Below are 20,752 nucleotides of genomic sequence, written 5' to 3'. Positions count from 1 at the left end.
AGCGTATAGCATCGGAAGGAGATACATACCCCTTGAGCCTTTATCATCGATCATCTTTCATAGCAACTTAAACCGCTTATGGGACAGCCCCTTGACTCGATTCCAAAATATGAATCTTACGGACTCCTCAGCAGAACCTCGTCGCCGACCGCGATCGCACCCGGTTTAACGACGGAGGCATAGACGCCGAAGATTAGCTTCAGCTCCTTGTTGACGACTTTCAGCAACGAAGGATCCCGTTCCTGCGTGTCCGGATGCAAGCCGATCATCGCGCAGCGCTCGCAGCCTTTATCGATCCGCAGCTCCGCGCTTCCTATGGTCACGTTTTTGCCAATCCACTCCGACTCTTCCGCCTCTTCGTCGTTAAGCGAAACGATGAGATTTGCCCTGAATCGGCGCGGATCCAGCTCCTTCCCCCATAACGCTTCAAGCCGGAGAAGCGAACGGTCCGTGACGATCAGAATATGGCTGTCGTCGATCCCGGTCCCTCCCCCGCTCTTCGGCCTATAGCTCTTCATGCTTATTTTCACGCGGGCGAATTGCTGGATTTCGCGAAGAAGCTCTTCATCCCAGCGATAGCTCTTCCCGTCCGGAGCCGTCACAATGACGCATGGTTCCCCGTCCTCAGCGCTTTTCTCATCGAGAATCGCGCGGTAACTCAGCATAGCGGGGATTCCCCTCGCGGTAATAAAGCTGCTCCAGCCTTCCTTCGTCTCGTCTATGAAAGCATAAAGACGGTCCCCGAATAGCCCGTAGGATTCAATTCTGCATTCCGATTCCAACCGTTCTCCCGCAAAGGATTTGACGGGGTACCGGAAAATTCCTCGAACACTGCCGACGATCGCCATCCTCATGCCCCCTCCCCCGTTAAGTGCGGACGGGCGTCACTCTTTGACGCTGCCCAGGACGATCCCTTTGATGAAAAAACGTTGCAGGAACGGATAAAGTAGCAAAATCGGAAGCGCGCCCAAGAAAATCTGGGCCGACTTGGCCGTTTGATCGTTGATTTCCGAGAAACGCTCCATGCTCTTGACCGAGAACAAACTAAGGTCCTGCTGAATCACGACCGTCTGGAGATAGCTCTGCAACGGATAATCCGCGGGCGAGTTCATGAAGATCAAGCCGTCGAACCAGGAGTTCCAATGGCCAACGGTCGAGAACAACGTCACCGTCGCCAGCGATGCCATGGAGAGCGGAATGTAGATTTTCCACAGTACGGTCATATGCCCCGCTCCGTCGATATAAGCCGCTTCTTCCAATTCCTTCGGCAGCCCGCGGAAAAAATTAAGCATAAGGATAACGTTGAAGACGGGAACGGCTCCGGGCAGTACGAGCGCCCAGATCGAATCCATGATCATCGTATCTTTCACAATCATGTACAGCGGGATTAGTCCCCCGCTGAATAGAATGGTAAAAACAAATATCCATGCGTAAAGCGTTCGGGAACGAAATGCCGACGTCTCCTTGGATAACGGATAGGCAATAAGAACGGTCAGCAGCATGTTAAGCGCAACGCCGATGCCGACCCTCTCCAACGTAATGAGCAGCGAGTCGAGAAATTCTTGTTTGCCGCTCACGAATTCGTAGCTTCTTAATGTGAACTGAACGGGCCACAGCTTGACGTATCCGGCTGCCGCGGCCTGGCTTGAACTAAACGATACGGCGAGCACGTGAATTAAAGGCAATAAACAAACCGCAGCCATCGAGGCCAAAAAGATATAGTTAAACGCGACGAAAGCGACTCTGCCGCGGGAGTAGCGTTCTACCATAGGATTATTGCTCCCTCTAGAAAATTCTATAGTTGGCGAAACGGTATGCCATCACGTACGCCGCGATGACGAAGATGCACGACACGACGGATTTGAACAACCCGGCCGCCGTAGCTACGCCGTATTGCGTCTCAACCAATCCGGTTCGATAGACGAACGTATCGATAATATCCCCCGTTTCGTATACTTGGGGACTGTATAGATTAAACACTTGATCGAAGCCCGCATTCAGAACATTGCCCAGACTGAGAACCGCCAGCAGCACGATAATCGGTAGCATACCCGGCAGCGTCACATGAAAAGTCTGCTTCCAGCGGTTAGCCCCGTCCACGATCGCGGCCTCGTAGAGGCTCGGATTGATACCCGTCAATGCCGCCAAATAAACGATCGTATTAAAACCGAATTCCTTCCATACGTCCGATGTAACCAACACGACACGAAACCAATTGTTGCTGCCCAGAAAATAGATCGGCTCGATCCCGAACCAACCCAAAATATCGTTCACGAATCCGTTCGTCGGAGAGAGGATGTCGATCAGCACGCCGCCAAGAATAATCCACGAAAGGAAGTGAGGCAAATAAATCATCGTCTGAATTCCGCGCTTGAAGCTCTCCTTCCTCACTTCGTTTAACAAAAGCGCGACAACAATCGGAACGAACAAACCCACGACGATCTTCATGAACGAGATGACGATCGTATTTCTTAGAACGTCCATGGAATCCGGCATATCGAGCAAATACCGGAAGTTGTCCAATCCGATCCATTCGGAGCCCGTAATTCCTCGCGTCGGAATATATCTCTCGAACGCCATGGCGATTCCGATCATTGGGCCGTAGCAATAGATCAACACTAGAGCCAGGCCGGGCAAAATCATGAAATGCAAGGGAAGGGTTCGCATTCTTCCTGTTTGTCCAGTCCATCGAATCTTCATTTGTAGTTGCGCTCCTTCCCCGCCGAGGGGCATTCGATAAAGCTTGGGGCGGCAAGGAACCTCCCTTGACCGCCCCCGCTTTTCCATCGCCGACTCGGTGGTCGACCCTATCGTCTCTATTGCATTGCTTCGTTGACTTCCACCGTAATCTGATCGCCGCCGAGCTTCTTCCAATCCTCGACGAACTTATCGAAGGAATCAAGGGACTCGCCCATAATGATCTTCGTGTACGTCTGAATCTCCAGCTTCTGCAGCGTCGCGTTCTTGATCGTCATCGTCTTAGTCGGCGATTTGATGAATTCGCTTGGTTTGAATAAGTTTGCGGACAGAAGCTTGTCGATGACCGAATAGGAGCCCTCTCTACCGAACACCTTACTCATGCCCCAATTAGTCGCATCGCCTGTGCCCTCTTCCATTGCCAAGCTATTCTTATAGGCATCCAACTGCTCCTGGTTCAATCCCGTCGTATCTTTGCTGTCCAGTGCCGTGACGACCTTCTTGTGAACCTCCAGATTTTTGTTCGGATTCACGACGAAGAACGGGAAGTACTGCCAGACCTCGATACCGTCGACGTAGTTCAATTCTTCGTACTCCTCCTGGGAGACGTTCGGGTTGGTGTCCATATCGACGGAGACGTTGATCATTTTGAACATCGCTTCCGGATTTTTGGCGTTTTTATTGATTACGTAGTAGTCGCTGATCGCGTTCGCCTGCGTCTGGGAATAGGCTGCTTGATCGTCGATGGAGACGATCGGATACGCCTGCCAATCGGCGTTCGGATCGTTCTTGCGGCTATCCAGCAGCGTCAGCGAGAAGAACATCGGACCGTAGGCCATACCTAGCTTGCCCGCGCTGGCGAGCGCCAGAACCTTCGCGTCGCCCTTCACCCCGAACTCTTTGTCAATCTGCCCGTTCTTGTACATTTGCTGCAAAGAAGCAAGCGCCTGCTTCATCTCCGGTTGAATGCTGCCATAGACCAGCTTGCCGTCTTCGCCCTTAATCCAGCTCTGCGGATAAGCGTGATAGCTGTTGAAGAAGCCCTCCAACGAGCCGAATGCCTGCCCGCCGTTATACATCAGCAGCGTCTTATTGACGGCCAATCCATAAGAATCTTTCTTGTTATTGCCGTCTGGATCTTGGTTTGTGAATGCATCGGAGATGGCCAGCACGTCGGCCATCGTCTTGGGCTCGGGTAAGTCCAGCTTCTTCAGCCAGTCCCTCCGAATCCAGAGCAAGGGCGCACTGTCGCTCGTCGCCTGTCCGGTAGGAAGCGCCATCATTTTGCCGTCGAAAGTGGCTGTCGCCAGGCCGTTGGTGACGCTCTCCGTATATTTCTTGAAGGTCGGAGAGGCATGCTTCTGATAGATTTCAGTCATATCCATAATCTGTCCGGCTTCCACCAACTGGCTGAGCTGCGTAGCGGAGACGGAGAAGAAATCCGGAAGGTTCCCCGAGGCAATGGAAATGTTCATCTTCTCCGTGCCTTGATCCGTGTTCACGATCCATTGGTGCTTAAGCTTGATCCCCAAGGAGTCCATAAGCTTGCGAGTCCACACGTTATCCTCCCAAGACTGCCCCTCCGGAAATTTCAAATCGCTGCCGACCGCGCGAACCGTAGACACCTCGATCGGCGGATCGTATTTGCCGAACTGCAGGTCGGCTTCCGTCTCCTCGCTCGCTGCCGGCGAAGCGGAGGCGGAGCTTGTCGCGGAGGCCGTCGCGGAAGGCGACGCAGACGGAGACGCGGACGAGCCGTTTGTCGGCTTGGCGTTGTTGCCTCCCGAACATGCGGATAGGACGACGGCCATCGTCAGCAACGCATAGGACAGCTTCATTTTCGATGAGTGGATCAACGTTGTTCCTCCCCTAATTACCGTAGGTTTTATTTTTCGTTTTCAGTATAAACCCGCAAGGGAGCTCCGTATATTTCACTTCTTCTAGAATGCTTATCTTTCGTTTGTCACTTGTCGGCCGATTCATTCCAAGTGTGAATTGCGGTATTCTTTGGGCGTAAGACCAGTGAATTTCTTGAAGAAACGCGTAAAATAACCCGCCGTCCCAAAGCCCACCTGCAGTGAAATTTCGTGAATTTTGCAAGAGGAATCGGCCAACATTTCCTTGGCTTTCTCGACCCGCAGAAACGAGATATAGTCGGATAAATTGCGGCCGGTATATTGCTTATACATTGTCGAAAGGTAGGACGAATTGAGATGAACGAGCTCCGAGAGCCGATCGAGCGACAAGTCGCCATCCAAGTGCTCGCGAATGTGTTGATTCAATCTGTGAATAATCCGATTCGTCCGTTCGTCGAGCGTCGTCATCCTTCCGGAGAACAAGCCTTCCGCGGCGTCTTTCAACGCTTGCAACGCGGACTCCTTCGGAACATGGTGACCGAGATTCATGAGCTTGGCCATCATAGTTTCGTTATCCGACATGCCTCCCGAAGCTTTCATCAAATATCCGAGAAGCAGCACGGCTACCGAATAGTACGTCTGGGCGTATAGTCCATACTGATGCGGGAGCATGGAGAACACGGCGTCCAGCTTTTCGTTGAATTCGTCCTTGTTCCCCGTCTCCAGAGCCGCTTCCAGCTCCGCCAGCCTTCGAACAGACAGCGAGTGGGGATATTCCAGCTGTTCCTCGGATTCGCACTTTAGAATTAACATCTCGGTACCCGTTCCAAGACCAAGAATCATGTTCTTCTTGACCGTATTGTAGGTAGAGGGAATTTCGTCCCAGTCCGAGGAATCCCCGGTCGTAACGAGGGACAACGGCAAGCGAAGAAGCGCCTTCGTGGTGGCTTGGATGCTGTCCAACGTACCCGTCGCGAAGGTCAGAGTTTCCTCCCAGGTACGCGCAAGCTCCGGACCCTCCTCGGAACTGCCCGGCTGGATTAGCCATACGAACTGCGAATCGTTCAGCACGATCGATTGAAATCGCGTTTGTTCCAAATATTCTTCCGCTATGTTCTGAATCGCGTAGAGCAGCAACGTTTTATTCGACGATGTCGTCATCTCCGGCCATCGGTCCACTCTGCCCAGTACGAGCAGCACGCGATTCGCCGACGACACCGATAATTCCAGTTCACGAAAACGGGCTTCCGCGAAATCCAACGGAGTGCCGGCGAAGTCGGTCAAGCCCGCGAACCACTCTCTCCGTAGCAGGAGCAGCTCTTGCCGGACCTGCTCCTTCGCGCGAAGCATGAACTGGTCGTTCCTCGCCTCCTCGTCCAAGGCCGCAATAGCGGTGCGAATGGCGCGAACGATAGCCTCGTCGCCTTCCGTTTTCAGAATGTAATCGATTCCGCCTGCCCGCAGCGCTTGCTGTAGATAGGAAATATCTCCGATCCCGGTCAGAAAGATGACTTTGCATCGTGGCCAACGGCTCCGAATCCATTGCTGCAGCTCCAACCCGTCCATGCCGGGCATGCGAATGTCGCTTAGCACGATGTCCATTTTCGATCGGCTCAGTCTTAACATGGCATCTTCGGCGGCATAATCGCTATAGAGATCGAGCTCTAGATCCTCGACATTGGAGAGCATCTCGTACAGCCCGTCAACCGTATAGGGCTCGTCGTCCACGATAAGCAATCTTTTCATTGGTTCACCTCTCCGAGCGGAATCACGATTTCGACTTTCAGTCCGCCTCTTTCGCCTGTACTCAGACGGAGTCCGCCCGCCTCGCCGTATTTGATCTTAAGCCTGCGATGAACGTTGAGCATGCCCGTGCTTTCGGCAGGTTCGTCGTACGATTGCAGTCTATTCCGCATTTCCTCCAGCTTGTCCGGGGTCAACTGCTGTCCGTTGTCTTCGACCGTGATAACCACAAGCTCCCCGTATACGTCCATCTCCACATTCAACCATCCGCCCTTCGATCTTTTCTCGAGCGAATGATTGTAGGCGTTCTCGATAATAGGCTGAAGAATGAGGCGCGGCACAAGCCTATTCTCAAGGCCCTCCGGTAGATCTCCGAAGTTTGCTTCGATTCTGGGGGAGAAACGGATGGTCTGGATCTCCGTATAGGTTCTGGCATGGTGGATTTCCTTCTCGAGCGACACCTCTTCCGCTCCGTCCCGCGTTATAAATTGGAAGTATTCCCCTAGATGCTTGGTAAGCCGAATCACGTTCTCGTTATCCTCCAATTGCGCCATGCGATATAAAATAAAATAGGTGTTATAGAGAAAATGCGGGTTAATCTGGGACTGTAGATGACGAAGCTCGGACAATTGCGCCCGATATTTTTGTTCGTAAACCTCGTGCACCAGGATGTTCAGTTGCTTGGCCATCGCATTAAATCTTCCGTACAGGTAGCCGAATTCGTCCTTAAGCGGATACTGGAGTGTCAGATTAAGCTCCCCTTTCTCAATGCGGCGGAACGAATGCAGCAGTCGAATCAACGGTCTATGAATCATTCGATAAATCCCGATGGAGAAAATGATCACGATAATCGCCGATGCGATTGACAGGACGATCAGCCAATAACGATGGGTTTGCAGGGCCGGATTTACGTTTTTGGCCGGAACGTACATAATCAGGCTCATCCCCGAGGTGTCCGAATCCTCCCGCGCCACCAGATAAGAGTCTCCCTCAATCGTCACGGTTTGCAGCGAGTTTCCCTTAGATTCCTTCATCAACTCCGAACGCTTCGCATATAACTCATCCGGAATATCGAAAGCGCTTGCAATTACTTGATTATCCGATAAGCCGACAAGCATCACGCCCCCGCCTTTGTTGGAAAACCGGGCTAGCGTCGAATTCAATTCCGGTTTGGATATTTCCACCGCAACGACGAATAATGGGGGAATGCCCATTGAACCCGGCGGATAAACGAGCGGAATGAACAACCGGTCCTGCCATTGTAAGAAGGGCATATCGCGAGGACTGACTTTCTGCAGCAGCCCTTGAAATTGCTCCCGGTCAAAATCGGTAATCGAATCGGCGTTCGACGAGATGGTGCGGTCGATCAGCGGGATGGAAATCGCCGCTTCCTTAATGAAATTGCTTGAACGGGATAGATTGTCCATTCTCTCCTTTAAGCGTAAAATCGCCTGAGTCTTCTCCATATCGGACATCACGCTGACAGCCATTCCTAATCCTAGCGCATCGTCGTTAACGACAAAGTCCTGTAACGAGAAGAGGATCGATTCTAAATCGTTGTCGAGCATTTCCATATACAGATCCGCACGGGAAGACAAGGAGTCCTCTATTTCCTGCTTCACATTCTTGGAACCGGACATATTGATCTGTACGCCTATGACGTACAGAGGAGCAAGAACGAGCAGAAAACTGAGGAGCAGCTTGGGGAAAAGCCGAATTGAAGTTACTTTTTCTTCGAGGTTCAACAGCCATCACTTCCTTCTCTCTGCCAACTCTACTCTCATTGTACTCTGTCAGACTTCTCGTATTCGACAAGATTTTCGAAGGCGAAAAATCCTGCTAATGCAAGAAAAAAGGTTTCGTCATATGAAACCGAAGTTTCAACAACGAAACCATATCACACTCTCAATCGTGTGTAAATTCACTTTAACTAGCATATTCTCGAAGGAGCTGACGAAGCGCCTGCTTTACATCGCCATGGAACAAACCGCCATGATAGCAAATAAGTTGATCAATCTCATAGTCCAGTAACCGCTGAACGGAACGAACGGCCTCAGGCAGATCCATTGTAAATTGCGGATTAGCGATATTCAGCTTCCCATGTTCGATGACAACGACGTCCCCTGCGATCAATGTTTTGCTTGCGAGCAAATACAACGATATATGTCCCGGCATATGTCCCGGCGTGTGGATTACGTCGATGCCGTCACACCAAGGCAGTCGTTCATCATTGGAGACTGTCTGGTCGACAGGAATCGGCTCTATCGATTGTAAATAACGAATAAACTGCTCCGCTTGCGATTTGGCCTCATCCGGCAATACGCTAAGCGTCGATTCCGCCTGTTCGAGTCGCAGTGATTTTGATTTTCCCTCAATATACGGCGCTTCCAGCTCAGGCGCGACGATGCTGATCTGCGGATACGCCCGCTTTAACGCAGCCAGCGAACCGATATGGTCCATGTCGTGATGCGTCACGATTAGTTTTGTAATCGAAGCGAGTGTAAGGCCGTACCTATTAGCCGCTTCTTCAAGCTGGGGGATAAAACCGGGATAGCCGCAATCGACAAGAATGAGATCGCGATCATCTTGAAGAAGCACCGGGGTAATCGTTTGTTTCTGTCCATTATTCTCAAACTCTATCTCTAGTAAATGATAGTTTCCCACTCATTTGTCCTCCTTTAAGTAAGGTTCATACAGTTAAAGCGTATCGAAGAACCCATTCTTTTATTGTAACAGCTACCTCGGTTACATTTGTTTCCGTTGTATCAATAGTTGGCATAGGCGGGTCATAGACCTCATCGGCAATCTCAAGCAATCGTTTCGCGAAATCTTTGTGGGTCTGAATCTCTTCCTCCGACCAATTTCTTTCACGCAGCCGTTTCTCGCGAGTTTCTTCATCGCAATGCAAGTTGAGGTAATAAACATGCTTGAAAAAGGGAAAGTCCGCGCATTTCTCAATATCCCACGGCATCATCGTTCCGCATAGGATCGTCATCCGTCCGCTTTGTGCGATGTTTCGTGCCACGCGAAGCCATATATTACGCATCTTCTCCCAATCATGCCCGATAAAGTCAGTAAGATGATCCGGATCAAAAATATCAAATTCGGGCATTATTCTCCGCAGTTCCTTGATGACATAAGATTTTCCCGAACCGCTTGCACCCGTAACGATAAATAAAGGCAGTTTATTTTCCATTGTTTCCGCCTCGTCTCATCTATATTTCCAGTAAAGTTGCGAGCGTTCTTTTATTATTTCGTCATTGGTTAAACCGAATAGGATGGCGTTTAAATAAAAAAGGAGTCCTGAAATTTATCAAGACCTAATTCAACATCATATCCGACAGTTAACTATAAGTCTATATTTTCAGCGATATTCGTATGAAGATTATTCCTGTAAGAAGATCTCGATTACAGGAGGAGTTGTATGATTCCAGAACGGCTATCTGTATATGGCTCAATAATTCCCTTACTTCATGAAGTAACCGAATGGTCACTCCTAAGGCGGTGGTCCCTGTCTGAGGTATACAGAGTAATATTGAAATCGGGTGAAACTCGTATTATTAAGTGGGGCGGACAAGAAATGGCCGGGGAAGCGGCGATTTATCAACAGCTGGTAAGACCGCTAAAGATAAAGTCCCTACGCATTTTTGAGTTTTACGAATTAAAAACTAGCGCCATCATGATTATGGAGGATGCCGGAAGAGATAATTTAGAACAACGACCTGCGCCCGATCTCTTTCTAGAAGCAGCGAGGGAGTTGGCAAATCTGCGAAAGGTTGCATCGGCTAACTTAGGAGCAAACCTTCCAAGTGAAATCCAATGTGCATACACAGTATCGGCTTCGGACTTTCTTGCACTTTTGGATGACCTTCTTAAGTCGAATATTTTTTCGGAAAACAATGTGCTTTTACGGCTACAAAACACTTTTCCTTTTATTTTAGATGAATTATATAGAACATTCCCACTTACGCTGGTCCATCATGACTACCATGCCAAAAACCTTATCATTCAGGGGCATCGAATATTACCGATTGACTGGTCAATTGCGTATCTAAGTCCCCATCTCGGTGATTTATATTGTTTAGCTACCGAAGCACAAACTTGGAGTGAAGTACGAAAGGAAGACCTAATATTCGCATTTCACAATGAAATGGATACCGACACGTCTATAGAATCGTTAAATAGGCAAGTCGCAATCGGCGGGATCTGTTGGCTTATTAAAACACTTAGATGGCTAGTATTCGGGGGAACTTCCCTAATTCCCGGTTCAGTGGCATGGATACCCGATTTAATGAATGATCTAGAAAACCTTATGAAAGAAATCGAGTAGCGAACCACGATAGTGCAAGCTGCTCCATTTCCTTGACGAACGTTTTTTTTGCCGGGCTATATTCGTTTGTGTTTTCGAAGCGTTCAGCCAGATCTTCCTTAAACCGACTGTACCTTGCAACTGCTTCAGGATGACATCTCAGATAATCTCTAAATATTAAATGTCGTTCAATTTGGGGGTTATCTGTTTGATAAAAATGAATATGGTGAGTCCTTTCTTCGCCGCCTTTGCGGAATAGCCTTCTCCCGGAAATACCCCACTCTCCGGCTACATCGTATCCAAGCATGTTCATTTTATCGTTGTATAAATCGATTCTGTTAATATCTTGTACAATACACATCATGTCTATTACGGGTTTGGCCTTTAAGCCAGGCACTGATGTGCTCCCAAAATGCTCGAAACGAACGACTTGATCCTCAAATATAGACTTCAGAAAATCGGCTTCTTCTTGGTACAGTCTTACCCAGTCCTCATTATAATCGCTTAGTCTGACCTTCATAACCGATCCTCCCCGGACTTGTTGGGAATTGTTCCGAAAAAACAGGCTGCAACATTTCTGTTAGCAGCCTGTTGAAATTGGATAAGATTATTTACCTGTAAGCCAGCAATTACAGCCTTCCGCCAATTCCTGAAGCTCGTTAAACAACACGCCGGCATGGTAACCGTCGCAAACTGCATGATGGAATTGCACCGATAGAGGCAGCAATACCTTTTTGTCCTGCTCGCGATATTTTCCAATGGTGGATATGGGCAGTAGATAGGTTCCATCATTGTAGACGTTCAGGTTAAATCCAGTAAAGCTAACCCAAGGAATGCTGGAAATTGGGAACGTGTTCGCCGGTTCGTTCATGTCGGGGAATAGCTGCTTCGCATTCTTGTGCGTCTCTATCCCTTGAAGGTAACCATCGTAAAACGTTTGAAACTCTTCGCTGAACGGGGTCCAAATACTTGAGAAGTTCTTATTCTCCTCATGGAAAATGGTGAAGCTGGGAGACATACGATCCCATACTCCCAACCGCCCCTCCGAGTCAAAGCAAGTTCGGAATTCATTATGGCGATTAACTACCGTCGAAATCATATGGATCAAAGCCGGATACAGCTTAATCCCTCTGGTTTTCAGTTCAGACCGCAACAAGGTGATGTCGATATCGGCGGTGATGCTGTAGGTACATCTTACATGGTTTAAATAATGTTCAAAATAAGGCTTTCTGGGCCAACTATCTTTATCAATCGGATGAAAATTCATTTTTTACCCTCCTAAAATTTTTTGGTTCTAGGAGGGACAATCAACTGCTTTAACCATATCCATACCACATTCCTTTTTTATTAGGTTACTTCGGAGTCCCTGATTGAGCAGCGAAGCTTTTGAACATCCGTCATCGGCGGCTGGCCGTACATACGCGCATATTCCCGGCTGAACTGGGAAGGACTCTCGTACCCGACGCGGAACGCCGCATCGGAAGCCTGCAAGATATCGCGACGGAAGAGAATTAGGCAAGAATCGGACAGGAATGGCCTACCGGTACAAGGCTAATACTTATTATAATCATTTTCAACATTATAGATAAGGAGCGGAAAGAAAATGAGTTTAAAAGGGAAAGTCGCAATCGTTACCGGTGCGTCTCGCGGCATCGAAAGACAAATTGCCATCCAATTAGCGCAATCCGGAGGACATCGCGAATGCGATCGAGTTGCTGGTCAGCGATAAAGCCCGTTGGATAACGGGCCAGACGATCCGCGTAAATGGCGGTTTTAATTGAACCATTAGAACGAATAGGAACTTCTAGGAGACTCCGCTAGGGAGTTGCATCTGTGCGCGTTACCTTTCCAAGGACGTCCTTAATAGCAGAAATAACGGCATCCGGGCGCTCCAGCTGCATGACGTGACTGGAGTCTGCAAGGACTTGGTGCATGCTGTTGGTGGACCAACTGGCCTCCTCGGCTTGCATGCTTGCCCAAGCGGCTTCCGCACGATTGAACTGTTCTTCCGTGAGGCCGCTTGCGATCTGTTCGGCTTCCGTGAAGGCGCTCCAAGGCTTTCCTCTGGAGAGAACGGCAAGGGGCAGATTACCGAGGGTGCGAAACGTGCCAGCCTCCCGTAGTGAATCTTCGAATTCGGCTGCCTCCGCGAAGGCGGTTTTGAGCGATGTCGGCTGATAGGCTGTGATGGCTTTAGCCGTTTGGGGCGGCAGCTCGGGAACTTCGGCGTCGGGCAGCACGAGTCTCGGCAAACCGGTCCATACGATTGCGGCGAGCGCACGAAATGCAAATGGAATCGGATCGCTCTCCGGTTCGCCTGTGGCCTGGGCGAGGCGCGCGGTCTGCTCAGGATGCGAGGCGTCGACCAGAACCATCCCAGCAACCTCATCTCCGTAGTTCTTGGTGTACGTCATGACGTACGGACCGCCCATAGACGCACCGACCAAAATATAAGGCGGTTGTTCGTTTGCAGCGCGCAGAACCTTGTGAAGATCTTCGACAATGGCGAGACCGTTTCGCTGATCCTTGGCCGGATCGCTCCACATAATGCCGGCCCGGTCATAGGAGCACACTCGTGTGAAACGCGCGACCTCTTCCTGCACGGGCTGCCACAGCGCAGATCCGCTTGTGTCTGCTCCCGCTTCCAGCAAGACGAGCGGTGTGCCTTGCCCCTCGCAATTCAGATGAATTCTGCGACCTCCGACATCCACAAGCTCTCCAGGCGCCGGATAATCTTTAGCAGCCCTATTGCGGGCTGTCTGCTCATAAATGGCGCCGATTGCGACTAGAGCGATTGCTAAGATAAAGATGGCGATAGCCAAGCGCTTTACCCAACGATTGAGAAATAAACGCATAATCTTCCTCCTACTGTACAAGTAATGTTTTCTCCCGTTTTCTCCTTTCATTCGTCTAGGGAAACTATAAGCTTCGCTTTTGAATTGAAAATGAACTGAACGTTACAAAAAAACGGAGGCCGACGGCCTCCGTTTGTGATGTAACCAGACGAATGTGACTATGCGGTTGTTACAGATCCCTCCCAAGCGGCAGTTGCACCGTGAAAACCGAACCCCCGCCCGGCTCTTCATCCGCCCGGATTTCTCCTTTGTGCATATCCACGATTTGTTTGACGATGGACAATCCCAGCCCGCTTCCGCTAACGGCTCGGTCACGGGCCTTGTCCGCTTTATGAAACGGCTTGAAAATATCCGTCCGCTGATCCTCCGGGATTCCGATTCCGTTATCCGCTATGCGGACGATCGCCGATCGATCGTCGATATAGGCGCGAATGCCAACCCTCCCGCGGACAGGAGTGAATTTAATGCCGTTGCCCAGCAAATTCGTCCATACCTGGCTGAGTTGATCTTCGTCCGCATGGATAGTTATCGGTTCCAGGTCTAATTCGATATCGATCTCTTTAATCGACCACTGCGGCTCCAGAGCGATGACGACGTTGCGGAGCTGTTCGTCAAGCCGGAAAGCCGCCGATTGGACGGAATGACGATCGTGCTGCAAGGAAGAAAGCCGCAGCAGGTTGTGGCTGATCCTGGACAGCCTATCGCTTTCTTCCTCAATAATCGTCAGGTAATGCATCCGGCTTTCCTCGCTCATGCGCTTCTGCTTCATCGCTTTGGCGAAACCGGAGATGGATGTCAGCGGCGACTGGATCTCATGCGATACGTTCGCCACGAATTCCCGCCTCATCCGGTCAAGCTTGGCAAGCTCCCGCGCCATCTCGTTAAAGCTCGCGTTAAGCTGGCCGATCTCATCCTTGCGGCTCGTCCGAAGCTGCACGTCAAAATGGCCTTGAGCCATTCGTCCGGCCGCATCCCTCAACTGAAGAAGCGGCTTCACGATGAATCGTGCGGCGGCCAAAACGAGAAAACTTCCGATCAGGAAGACGGTCAGCAGCTCCGTATTGACTTCTCTGCTCGACTGCATCCACAATTCGTTGCTCTTCAGCATGACGAATAAGGCATAGGATTCGCCGTTAACCGGAAACGGGAGTCCGACCATCGGATACCGGCCTTCGTTCTCAATGTGCCTGGCCACTCCGCCGGCCAACACGCGACGAATCCGTTCCGCATCGGGAACGACAGGCTCCGCGCCCTCTTCCAGCAACGGCTTGCCCGAGGCGTCGAATAGTTGAATCGCATAAATCGATAGGTTGGAAACGTTATTCATGAAAGGAATCAATTCCGTTCCGGAGGACGAACGGTAAGTCTGAATAATTTGCTTGCCGTTCGACTCCAGGCTGTTCTCCAGCGTTTGCTCAAACGGTTTCTGGAACAGCAGCGTAGACGCGAAGGAAGCGATGATAAGGCTGACAACGATGACGCCGATGAAGAGGAGGACGATGCGGGTATAGAGCGATTTAATCCCGGTACACCTCCATACGGTAGCCGAGACCTCGCAGCGTTACAATGCGGAACTCAGACTCATGTTCGACAAAACGATCTCTAAGCCGCTTGATATGAACGTCCACGGTCCGCTCGTCTCCTTCGTAATCCGTTCCCCATATTTCCCTGATGAGATGATCTCGGGTGAACAACTGCCCCGGATAACTCCCGAGCTTGTAGAGCAATTCGAACTCCTTCATCGGCAGGGTAATCTCCAAACCGTCCTTGTTCACCACCTGGTAGCTTCTGCGGTCTAACTGCAGATGACCAAGCCGGACGGTTTGGGAACAGGAAATCCGATAACGCTTCAACAGCGCTTTAACCCGCAGCGTAAGCTCCATCGGGTCGAACGGCTTGGCGAGATAATCGTCGGTCCCCAGCTTGAAGCCTTTGATCCGGTCGGCCGGCTCGCCTTTTGCGGTAATCATGAGAATCGGCATGTCCCCAAGCCCGCGGAGCTTGGCGCACAAGTCCCAGCCGTCCATTCTCGGCATCATGATATCCAGGATGACCAGATCGGGCGAGTGATTCTCGGCGTACTCCAGCGCTTCAGCGCCGTTTCCCTTCTGCACGACTTCGATTCCTTCATCTTCAAGGTATAGGCGTACTAATTCGCGAATGTGTGCGTCATCGTCTACAACCAGCACTTTGGGCATCCGCTTTCCCCCTTTTCGCCTGTGTCGCTACATTTTACGATATCCGTTTAAACTCAGTATGAACAAAAAACGGGGGCTACGGCAATCTCCAGCCCTCTTTTCCCATGTGGTCCATCCAGACATGTCCTTCGGGAAATTGCTTTATTAATGAGGATCTGAGCCACTCTTTAGCCATCGGCGTTAGTTCGGGACCTACAGTTAAAAAATCATGATGATCCTTTTCCCTGATCTTCGAACTGCCGCCCTTGTATAGAAGCTGGATCTCCGGTTTTAAAAAGGGGATGCCTTCCTGTGTCCGCGCAATGATATCGGTTATCGGCCTGCTAATCGATTGTTCCCTGCCATAAATCCACAAGTCTTGATCTACATCTATCAGCATGATTTGGAATGCCCATGGTGAACCGCCATCCCTACTCACCCAAATATCATTAGTAAGAGGTAGGTACTCTCCCTCCTCCCAATATAATGGACCCAAGAAACTAGACACGAAGAAGAGAGGATTTAAGGTAGATGACCAGCCGCAAAAGTTACACCGCAGAATTCAAAGCACGAGTTGTGCTTGAGATTCTAAAAGAAGAAAAAACCTTAGCCGAACTGTCTTCGACTCATGGTGTTCATGTCAATCAGCTGCGGAACTGGAAGAAAGAGTTTCTCGAGCAGATGCCACAAATTTTCTCCAAGTCTGACAAAGCCGAACGTAAATCAGTGGAATACGAAAAGCAGATTGAAGATCTCTACGCCGAGGTCGGGCGCCTGACGACGCAGTTGTCATGGCTCAAAAAAAAAATCTGGCCTCTAGCACAGCTCGCGGCAGCCGCCTGGAGATGATCGAATGGCATTCCGATGTGCCTATTAAGATGCAAGCGGATCTCCTTAGTTTGAACCGCTCTAGCCTGTATTACCGGCCTGTAGCGCCTTCTACTGAGGAACTGGCGATTAAGAATCGGATCGATCAGATTTATACGAAATGGCCGTTTTTCGGCTCTCGCCGGATCTCAGCCATCCTTCGTCAGGAAGGTCGTATCGTGAACAGAAAAGCCGTGCAAAGGCAGATGCAAGAGATGGGTATTGCCGGAATCTGCCCAGGTCCAAATCTCAGTAAACGGCATTTAGAGCATCGTGTATTTCCGTATCTGCTTCGCGGATTGCCTATATCGCACGTCAACCACGTCTGGGGAATTGACATCACCTACATCCGCATGCAAAAGAGTTGGATGTATCTTGTGGCCGTGATCGACTGGTATTCCCGATACGTCATCAGTTGGGAGCTTGATCAAACGCTGGAGTTGCCGTTTGTCTTGCAAGCTGTAGAAAAGGCGCTACAGCAGTACAAACCCATCATTCTCAACAGTGATCAAGGGAGCCACTTCACTAGTCAAAAGTATATTGATCTAGTGCAAAGTAAGGAAGTCAAAATCAGTATGGATGGCCGGGGTAGAGCCCTTGACAACATCTTCACAGAGCGTTTGTGGCGTTCATTAAAATACGAAGAAGTCTATCTCTATGATTACCAGACGCCAAGAGAAGCCCGACAAGGGATAGCTCGATATTTCCAGATGTATAATTTTGAACGTCCTCATCAATCCCTGAAATACAAGACACCGGCTACCGTATTTAACGCTTGAAATTTTCGCCCCCTCGGGGGCACTCCTCCCCTTAGGGGATTAAGATAAATGTACTTATAAAATCTAAAAACCGTGTCTTGACAATAGGGTCCACCTTACAAAGTGCAAGCTTTCCCTCTTCAGCTTTGTATAACTGCCATCCCTTGGATAAATGTTGGAATGCAATTGCCTGCTGCTCGCGTAAAACGATTATGTCTATATCCGCATGCTTTCTTGATTGTCTGCCTAAATACAGATCTAAAGCCCATCCTCCAGCAATGCACCACGTAATGGGGATCTCCGAAAAAATCGCACCTATCTCCGATACAGTTAAGGGCGTCCAATTGTCGATGTCCGTTCTCAAAGTTATCCTCCTTAATTCAGTGCCGAAGCTCTCCGTACCTATTTGCATCCTCAATATAGATTATCCGCTTGTTCCTACATAATGAGAAGGATAACTCAATCCTCAATAGAATTTATAGTTGTATCCACCCGGGAAGAAGGTGAACGATGTGGTTATAACCAAATGTTTTACACCCCATGTATGGAAGAAAAGAATGGCTCTCCTTCTTAGTTAGTCATAAGAAGGGAGGATAAGAATGGAAAGTAAAATTAAAGCTTTATTTAATGATGACATTGTTAACGAAGCATGCCAACGGTTTGGCCTAATCAGAGAACAACTGGTCTTCATCGGTGGCTTTCAAAATTTTGTTTATGAATATCAAAAAGATAATCAGCCATATATCCTGCGATTCACCCACAGTTCCCTACGAACCATAGAAGGAATGAAAGGTGAACTTGATTGGATTCTTTACTTGTCTGATCATGATCTAGCCGTTTCAAGACCTATCTATTCTGCTAAAGGCCACTTATTTGAGATTGTACATTGTAATGACTCCTTTTTTATGGTCACCTCATTTGTAAAAGCCCCCGGAAAACGATCAAATTATCCTGATTGCTTAAATGATGTGGACCTGTTTAAGAACTGTGGCAGAATAACTGGGAAAATGCATAAACTTGCGATGACCTACAACCCAATAAATAGAAGGCATGAATGGCGTCAAAATTACTATTTATTGAATTTAGAAAACTTTATCCCGCCTACTCAAGCATTGGTCATGGAAAGCTGCAAAAACCTTATTAGCAGTATAAAGAATCTCCGCCGAGACAAAGAATCATACGGTCTTATTCATGGAGATATTAACGTTGGAAATTTTATGGTTGATCACGGTGTTATCACCTTGTTTGATTTCGATGAGTGCCAATACAGTTGGTATGTCGAAGATATTGCAATACAACTATATTACATGGTCTACGTATATGGGAATGACAGTATTCAAGAGAGAACCCTTCAATGCCAACTATTTATGGAACATTTCATAAATGGATATTTGCAGGAAAACAATATCTCGAGTTACTGGTTAGAACAAATGCCGCTCTTTCTAAGACTTCGAGAAATTATTGTTTATGTGGGAATGTATCGCAGTCTCGACATGTCAAATCTCAATGATTGGACAAGGCACTTCTTAACTCAAAGTAGGGCCAGAATTGAAAATGGCATTTCTGTCATTGAAGGCTATTTCTAAACAATCTGTTCCGAAGCTAGCTTTTGTAATTCTCATAAACACATTGATCATTGCCGCTGTATCATTGGCGGCTTTTTTGCATCTTAAGAAGGTGACCCTTATGCGGACGACAACAGCAACACTTCGTCGGTTGACTTCCGCACGAAGATCATCTTGCATCATCTACTCGTTATGGATTCGCCGCCGAGAAAGAGTCCGCCGCAGCTGATAGATAATAAGCCAATCCGGTTTGCTGGCTTTCGAGCATTTTAAGATGGAAGTCATCGCTTAGGAAAAACCGGGTTTGTGCCGCAAAGTCATGAGCCGTAATTTGATTCCCATGCTCATTCATAAACTCTAGATGGTTTCGAAGCAAATTATCTATTCTCTCATCGTTATGTTTGATGCCATCTCTTAGCGATCCCGCCATGTTATTCATAAATGTCATAGCTTCAACCGCCTGTTCATTCAGTTTCTGAACATCAGTCGGAGCAACCTCTAAGGACTCCATCCCATACGTAATCTGCAAATGTTGATTCTGCTCGGCCAGCGCCTCGTTCCACTCTTCCTCGTTTTGAAAACCTTTGAACATCTCCATACTATCCATGGTTTCCCCTTCCTTTGCACATGAAATGGATTTACGCAAGGTTTGAACGATGTTATCCAACCTGTATTTGCGGCTAAGAAGCAACTCCTCCTGCTGCGAAAGAAGGGATAACCGGTCTGCACGCTGTTCCATGATTTCTTTGATCTGATCCAAGGGAAAATCCAACTCTTTGTAAAAAAGAATCTCTTGCAGCCTTTCCAGCTCTTTAGACCCGTACATCCGGTATCCTGCTTCGCTTATTTTGCCCGGAAATAGGAGACCGATTTTGTGATAATGATGAAGCGTTTTGATTGTCACGCCGGACAGCTCCGATACTTCTTTTACCGTGTACAGCATTGCCCATTCCTCCCTTCCATACGTAGCTTATAGCCTCCCCTAAGAGGAGAGTCAAGTCGAACCTTTTTCCGAAAAAGGCATTGACCCTCCCCTTACAGCAGCCATTAAGATGACAATCGAATAATGATAAGGGAGGAACACAACCATGTCAGAATCCTTTCGGCTGCTCCAAAATCGTTTTGTTCGAGCGGTTATGCTTTCTGATGATTCCAATATTCCGAAGCAAAGGTGGCAGGGAACAGTCTTCGGCATAATACGAACTATTCACCGGGGGAACGCCTAATCATCGTGATCAACAGCAAGAGCTGCTCCATTAACCTTGACGTGTTCCGTGATCATCGTTCCCCAATCGGGAAGATGCTGCGCCTCTCCTAGAAACTTGCTGCCTGCTAAAGACCCATCATTCATTTTTGCTCCTGCAAAAAGACATTCCTCGAATTGGCAATACATGAGATGAGCGCCGCGAAAGCTAACGTCCGAGAAGCGGCAACGGATGAACGATACGTCTCTTCCTTTGGTCTGGCTTAAGTTGCTGCCGGTAAAATCGCAATCCTCAAAGCGCTCGCCAAAGGCAGCGTTCTTGAGAATGGCTTTATGAAACGAACAACGTTCGAATATCTTCGTGAGAAATCTCCCATCCAGTTTGACCCCATCGAAACGGCAATTCGTAAAAGTAGAGTAGATCAGACCGCCGCTCGGTTCGAAAATCGCGTAGGATAGATCGAGGTTCTGTATAGTGAGATACTGCATAGGCTCGGTCAGAACGACCCCTCGAAAATCCTCTAGCCCGGAAGCGGTCTGGCCGAAAGGAGATGGAGGGAAAGCGCGGTCTTTTTTATGTAAATTTTGCTTCCCTGTTATAGAAGCCAATGCTTTGTTCACGGTAGCGATCTGCTCTGGCTCCCACCTGGAAACCCATTGCTTTTTGTTCAATTCGTAAACCTCCTCACAGCACATTTCATTCTCATTCATATTACCATGT

Annotated in this window: 20 protein-coding genes and 3 pseudogenes; 5 read left to right on the top strand and 18 right to left on the bottom strand. The window is 48.9% G+C overall.

Annotated elements, in window-relative coordinates; genetic code table 11:
* Positions 1 to 116: 116 nt before the first annotated feature.
* The 8 genes from J4772_RS01885 to J4772_RS01850 all read right to left on the bottom strand — a co-directional run bounded on the left by J4772_RS01885 (position 117) and on the right by J4772_RS01850 (position 9,492).
* Positions 117 to 854 (bottom strand): MOSC domain-containing protein, encoded by a 738-nt coding sequence (locus J4772_RS01885; RefSeq protein WP_247740980.1) that lies wholly within the window; start codon positions 852 to 854, stop codon positions 117 to 119.
* Between the two features lie 30 nt (positions 855 to 884).
* Positions 885 to 1,769, bottom strand: a complete 885-nt coding sequence (locus J4772_RS01880; RefSeq protein WP_209073931.1) for a carbohydrate ABC transporter permease — start codon at positions 1,767 to 1,769, stop codon at positions 885 to 887.
* A 16-nt stretch (positions 1,770 to 1,785) separates the two neighbouring features.
* Positions 1,786 to 2,700 carry an ABC transporter permease gene (locus J4772_RS01875; protein ID WP_209073930.1) on the bottom strand — a complete coding sequence of 305 codons (915 nt, stop codon included), beginning with the start codon at positions 2,698 to 2,700 and terminating at the stop codon, positions 1,786 to 1,788.
* Positions 2,701 to 2,816: 116 nt separating this feature from the next.
* Entirely contained in the window at positions 2,817 to 4,553 is a 1,737-nt protein-coding gene (locus J4772_RS01870; RefSeq protein WP_209073929.1) for an extracellular solute-binding protein, read from the bottom strand.
* A 123-nt stretch (positions 4,554 to 4,676) separates the two neighbouring features.
* Positions 4,677 to 6,299, bottom strand: coding sequence for a response regulator transcription factor (locus tag J4772_RS01865; RefSeq protein ID WP_209073928.1), 1,623 nt, complete (start codon positions 6,297 to 6,299; stop codon positions 4,677 to 4,679).
* Complete coding sequence (locus J4772_RS01860) at positions 6,296 to 8,041, bottom strand: sensor histidine kinase (RefSeq protein ID WP_209073927.1); 1,746 nt, start codon at positions 8,039 to 8,041, stop codon at positions 6,296 to 6,298. The genes J4772_RS01865 and J4772_RS01860 overlap by 4 nt, the downstream gene beginning before the upstream one ends.
* 181 nt (positions 8,042 to 8,222) lie before the next feature.
* On the bottom strand, positions 8,223 to 8,960 hold the full coding sequence (locus J4772_RS01855) for an MBL fold metallo-hydrolase (protein WP_209073926.1): 738 nt from the start codon (positions 8,958 to 8,960) through the stop codon (positions 8,223 to 8,225).
* A 25-nt stretch (positions 8,961 to 8,985) separates the two neighbouring features.
* Positions 8,986 to 9,492 carry an AAA family ATPase gene (locus J4772_RS01850; protein WP_116064373.1) on the bottom strand — a complete coding sequence of 169 codons (507 nt, stop codon included), beginning with the start codon at positions 9,490 to 9,492 and terminating at the stop codon, positions 8,986 to 8,988.
* Between the two features lie 228 nt (positions 9,493 to 9,720).
* Between J4772_RS01850 and J4772_RS01845 the strand changes: the two genes are divergently transcribed.
* Positions 9,721 to 10,626 (top strand): phosphotransferase, encoded by a 906-nt coding sequence (locus J4772_RS01845; RefSeq protein ID WP_209073925.1) that lies wholly within the window; start codon positions 9,721 to 9,723, stop codon positions 10,624 to 10,626.
* Here J4772_RS01845 and J4772_RS01840 read toward each other — a convergent pair.
* The 3 genes and pseudogenes from J4772_RS01840 to J4772_RS36840 form a co-directional block, all read right to left on the bottom strand.
* Entirely contained in the window at positions 10,607 to 11,125 is a 519-nt protein-coding gene (locus J4772_RS01840; RefSeq protein ID WP_209073924.1) for a GrpB family protein, read from the bottom strand. The two genes, J4772_RS01845 and J4772_RS01840, sit on opposite strands and share 20 nt — an antisense overlap.
* Positions 11,126 to 11,212: 87 nt before the next feature.
* Positions 11,213 to 11,872 carry a type A chloramphenicol O-acetyltransferase gene (catA, locus tag J4772_RS01835; protein WP_209073923.1) on the bottom strand — a complete coding sequence of 220 codons (660 nt, stop codon included), beginning with the start codon at positions 11,870 to 11,872 and terminating at the stop codon, positions 11,213 to 11,215.
* 80 nt (positions 11,873 to 11,952) lie between these two features.
* Positions 11,953 to 12,093 (bottom strand): annotated as a pseudogene (locus J4772_RS36840) (AraC family transcriptional regulator); the annotation flags it as partial.
* Positions 12,094 to 12,208: 115 nt separating this feature from the next.
* Here J4772_RS36840 and J4772_RS37450 point away from each other — a divergent pair.
* Positions 12,209 to 12,295: pseudogene (locus J4772_RS37450) on the top strand (3-ketoacyl-ACP reductase); the annotation flags it as partial.
* A pseudogene (locus J4772_RS01830) lies at positions 12,291 to 12,386 on the top strand (SDR family oxidoreductase); the annotation flags it as partial. The pseudogenes J4772_RS37450 and J4772_RS01830, both read left to right, overlap by 5 nt.
* A 36-nt stretch (positions 12,387 to 12,422) precedes the next feature.
* Here the strand turns inward: J4772_RS01830 and J4772_RS01825 are convergent.
* The 4 genes from J4772_RS01825 to J4772_RS01810 form a co-directional block, all read right to left on the bottom strand.
* Positions 12,423 to 13,460 (bottom strand): alpha/beta fold hydrolase, encoded by a 1,038-nt coding sequence (locus J4772_RS01825; protein ID WP_209073922.1) that lies wholly within the window; start codon positions 13,458 to 13,460, stop codon positions 12,423 to 12,425.
* Between the two features lie 169 nt (positions 13,461 to 13,629).
* A complete protein-coding gene (locus tag J4772_RS01820) occupies positions 13,630 to 14,787 on the bottom strand; it encodes a sensor histidine kinase (RefSeq protein ID WP_247740979.1) in 1,158 nt (385 codons plus the stop codon).
* A 190-nt stretch (positions 14,788 to 14,977) separates the two neighbouring features.
* A complete protein-coding gene (locus tag J4772_RS01815) occupies positions 14,978 to 15,658 on the bottom strand; it encodes a response regulator transcription factor (RefSeq protein WP_209073921.1) in 681 nt (226 codons plus the stop codon).
* Between the two features lie 76 nt (positions 15,659 to 15,734).
* A complete protein-coding gene (locus tag J4772_RS01810; protein WP_209073920.1) occupies positions 15,735 to 16,037 on the bottom strand; it encodes a hypothetical protein in 303 nt (100 codons plus the stop codon).
* 131 nt (positions 16,038 to 16,168) lie between these two features.
* Between J4772_RS01810 and J4772_RS01805 the strand changes: the two genes are divergently transcribed.
* Positions 16,169 to 17,283, top strand: a protein-coding gene (locus J4772_RS01805) for an IS3 family transposase (RefSeq protein WP_209073919.1) whose coding sequence is annotated in 2 segments (ribosomal slippage) — positions 16,169 to 16,436 and positions 16,436 to 17,283 — 1,116 coding nt in all. Because the reading frame shifts where the segments join, the coding sequence is not laid out codon by codon here.
* A 31-nt stretch (positions 17,284 to 17,314) separates the two neighbouring features.
* Here J4772_RS01805 and J4772_RS01800 read toward each other — a convergent pair.
* A complete protein-coding gene (locus tag J4772_RS01800; protein WP_209073918.1) occupies positions 17,315 to 17,626 on the bottom strand; it encodes a nucleotidyltransferase domain-containing protein in 312 nt (103 codons plus the stop codon).
* A gap of 235 nt (positions 17,627 to 17,861) precedes the next feature.
* On the opposite strand from J4772_RS01800, the gene J4772_RS01795 reads away from it, so the two are divergent.
* Entirely contained in the window at positions 17,862 to 18,848 is a 987-nt protein-coding gene (locus tag J4772_RS01795) for a phosphotransferase enzyme family protein (protein WP_209073917.1), read from the top strand.
* A 169-nt stretch (positions 18,849 to 19,017) separates the two neighbouring features.
* On the opposite strand, the gene J4772_RS01790 is transcribed toward J4772_RS01795, so the two are convergent.
* Positions 19,018 to 19,770 (bottom strand): MerR family transcriptional regulator, encoded by a 753-nt coding sequence (locus tag J4772_RS01790; protein WP_209073916.1) that lies wholly within the window; start codon positions 19,768 to 19,770, stop codon positions 19,018 to 19,020.
* 279 nt (positions 19,771 to 20,049) lie between these two features.
* A complete protein-coding gene (locus tag J4772_RS01785; protein ID WP_209073915.1) occupies positions 20,050 to 20,703 on the bottom strand; it encodes a pentapeptide repeat-containing protein in 654 nt (217 codons plus the stop codon).
* Positions 20,704 to 20,752: the final 49 nt, after the last annotated feature.

Origin of the sequence: Cohnella sp. LGH (genome assembly GCF_017671885.1) — a bacterium.
In the GTDB taxonomy this organism is placed as follows: Bacteria; Bacillota; Bacilli; order Paenibacillales; family Paenibacillaceae; genus Cohnella; species Cohnella phaseoli.
Note: the sequence above shows the minus strand (reverse complement) of the source record. Positions and strands in the feature narration are given on the sequence as shown.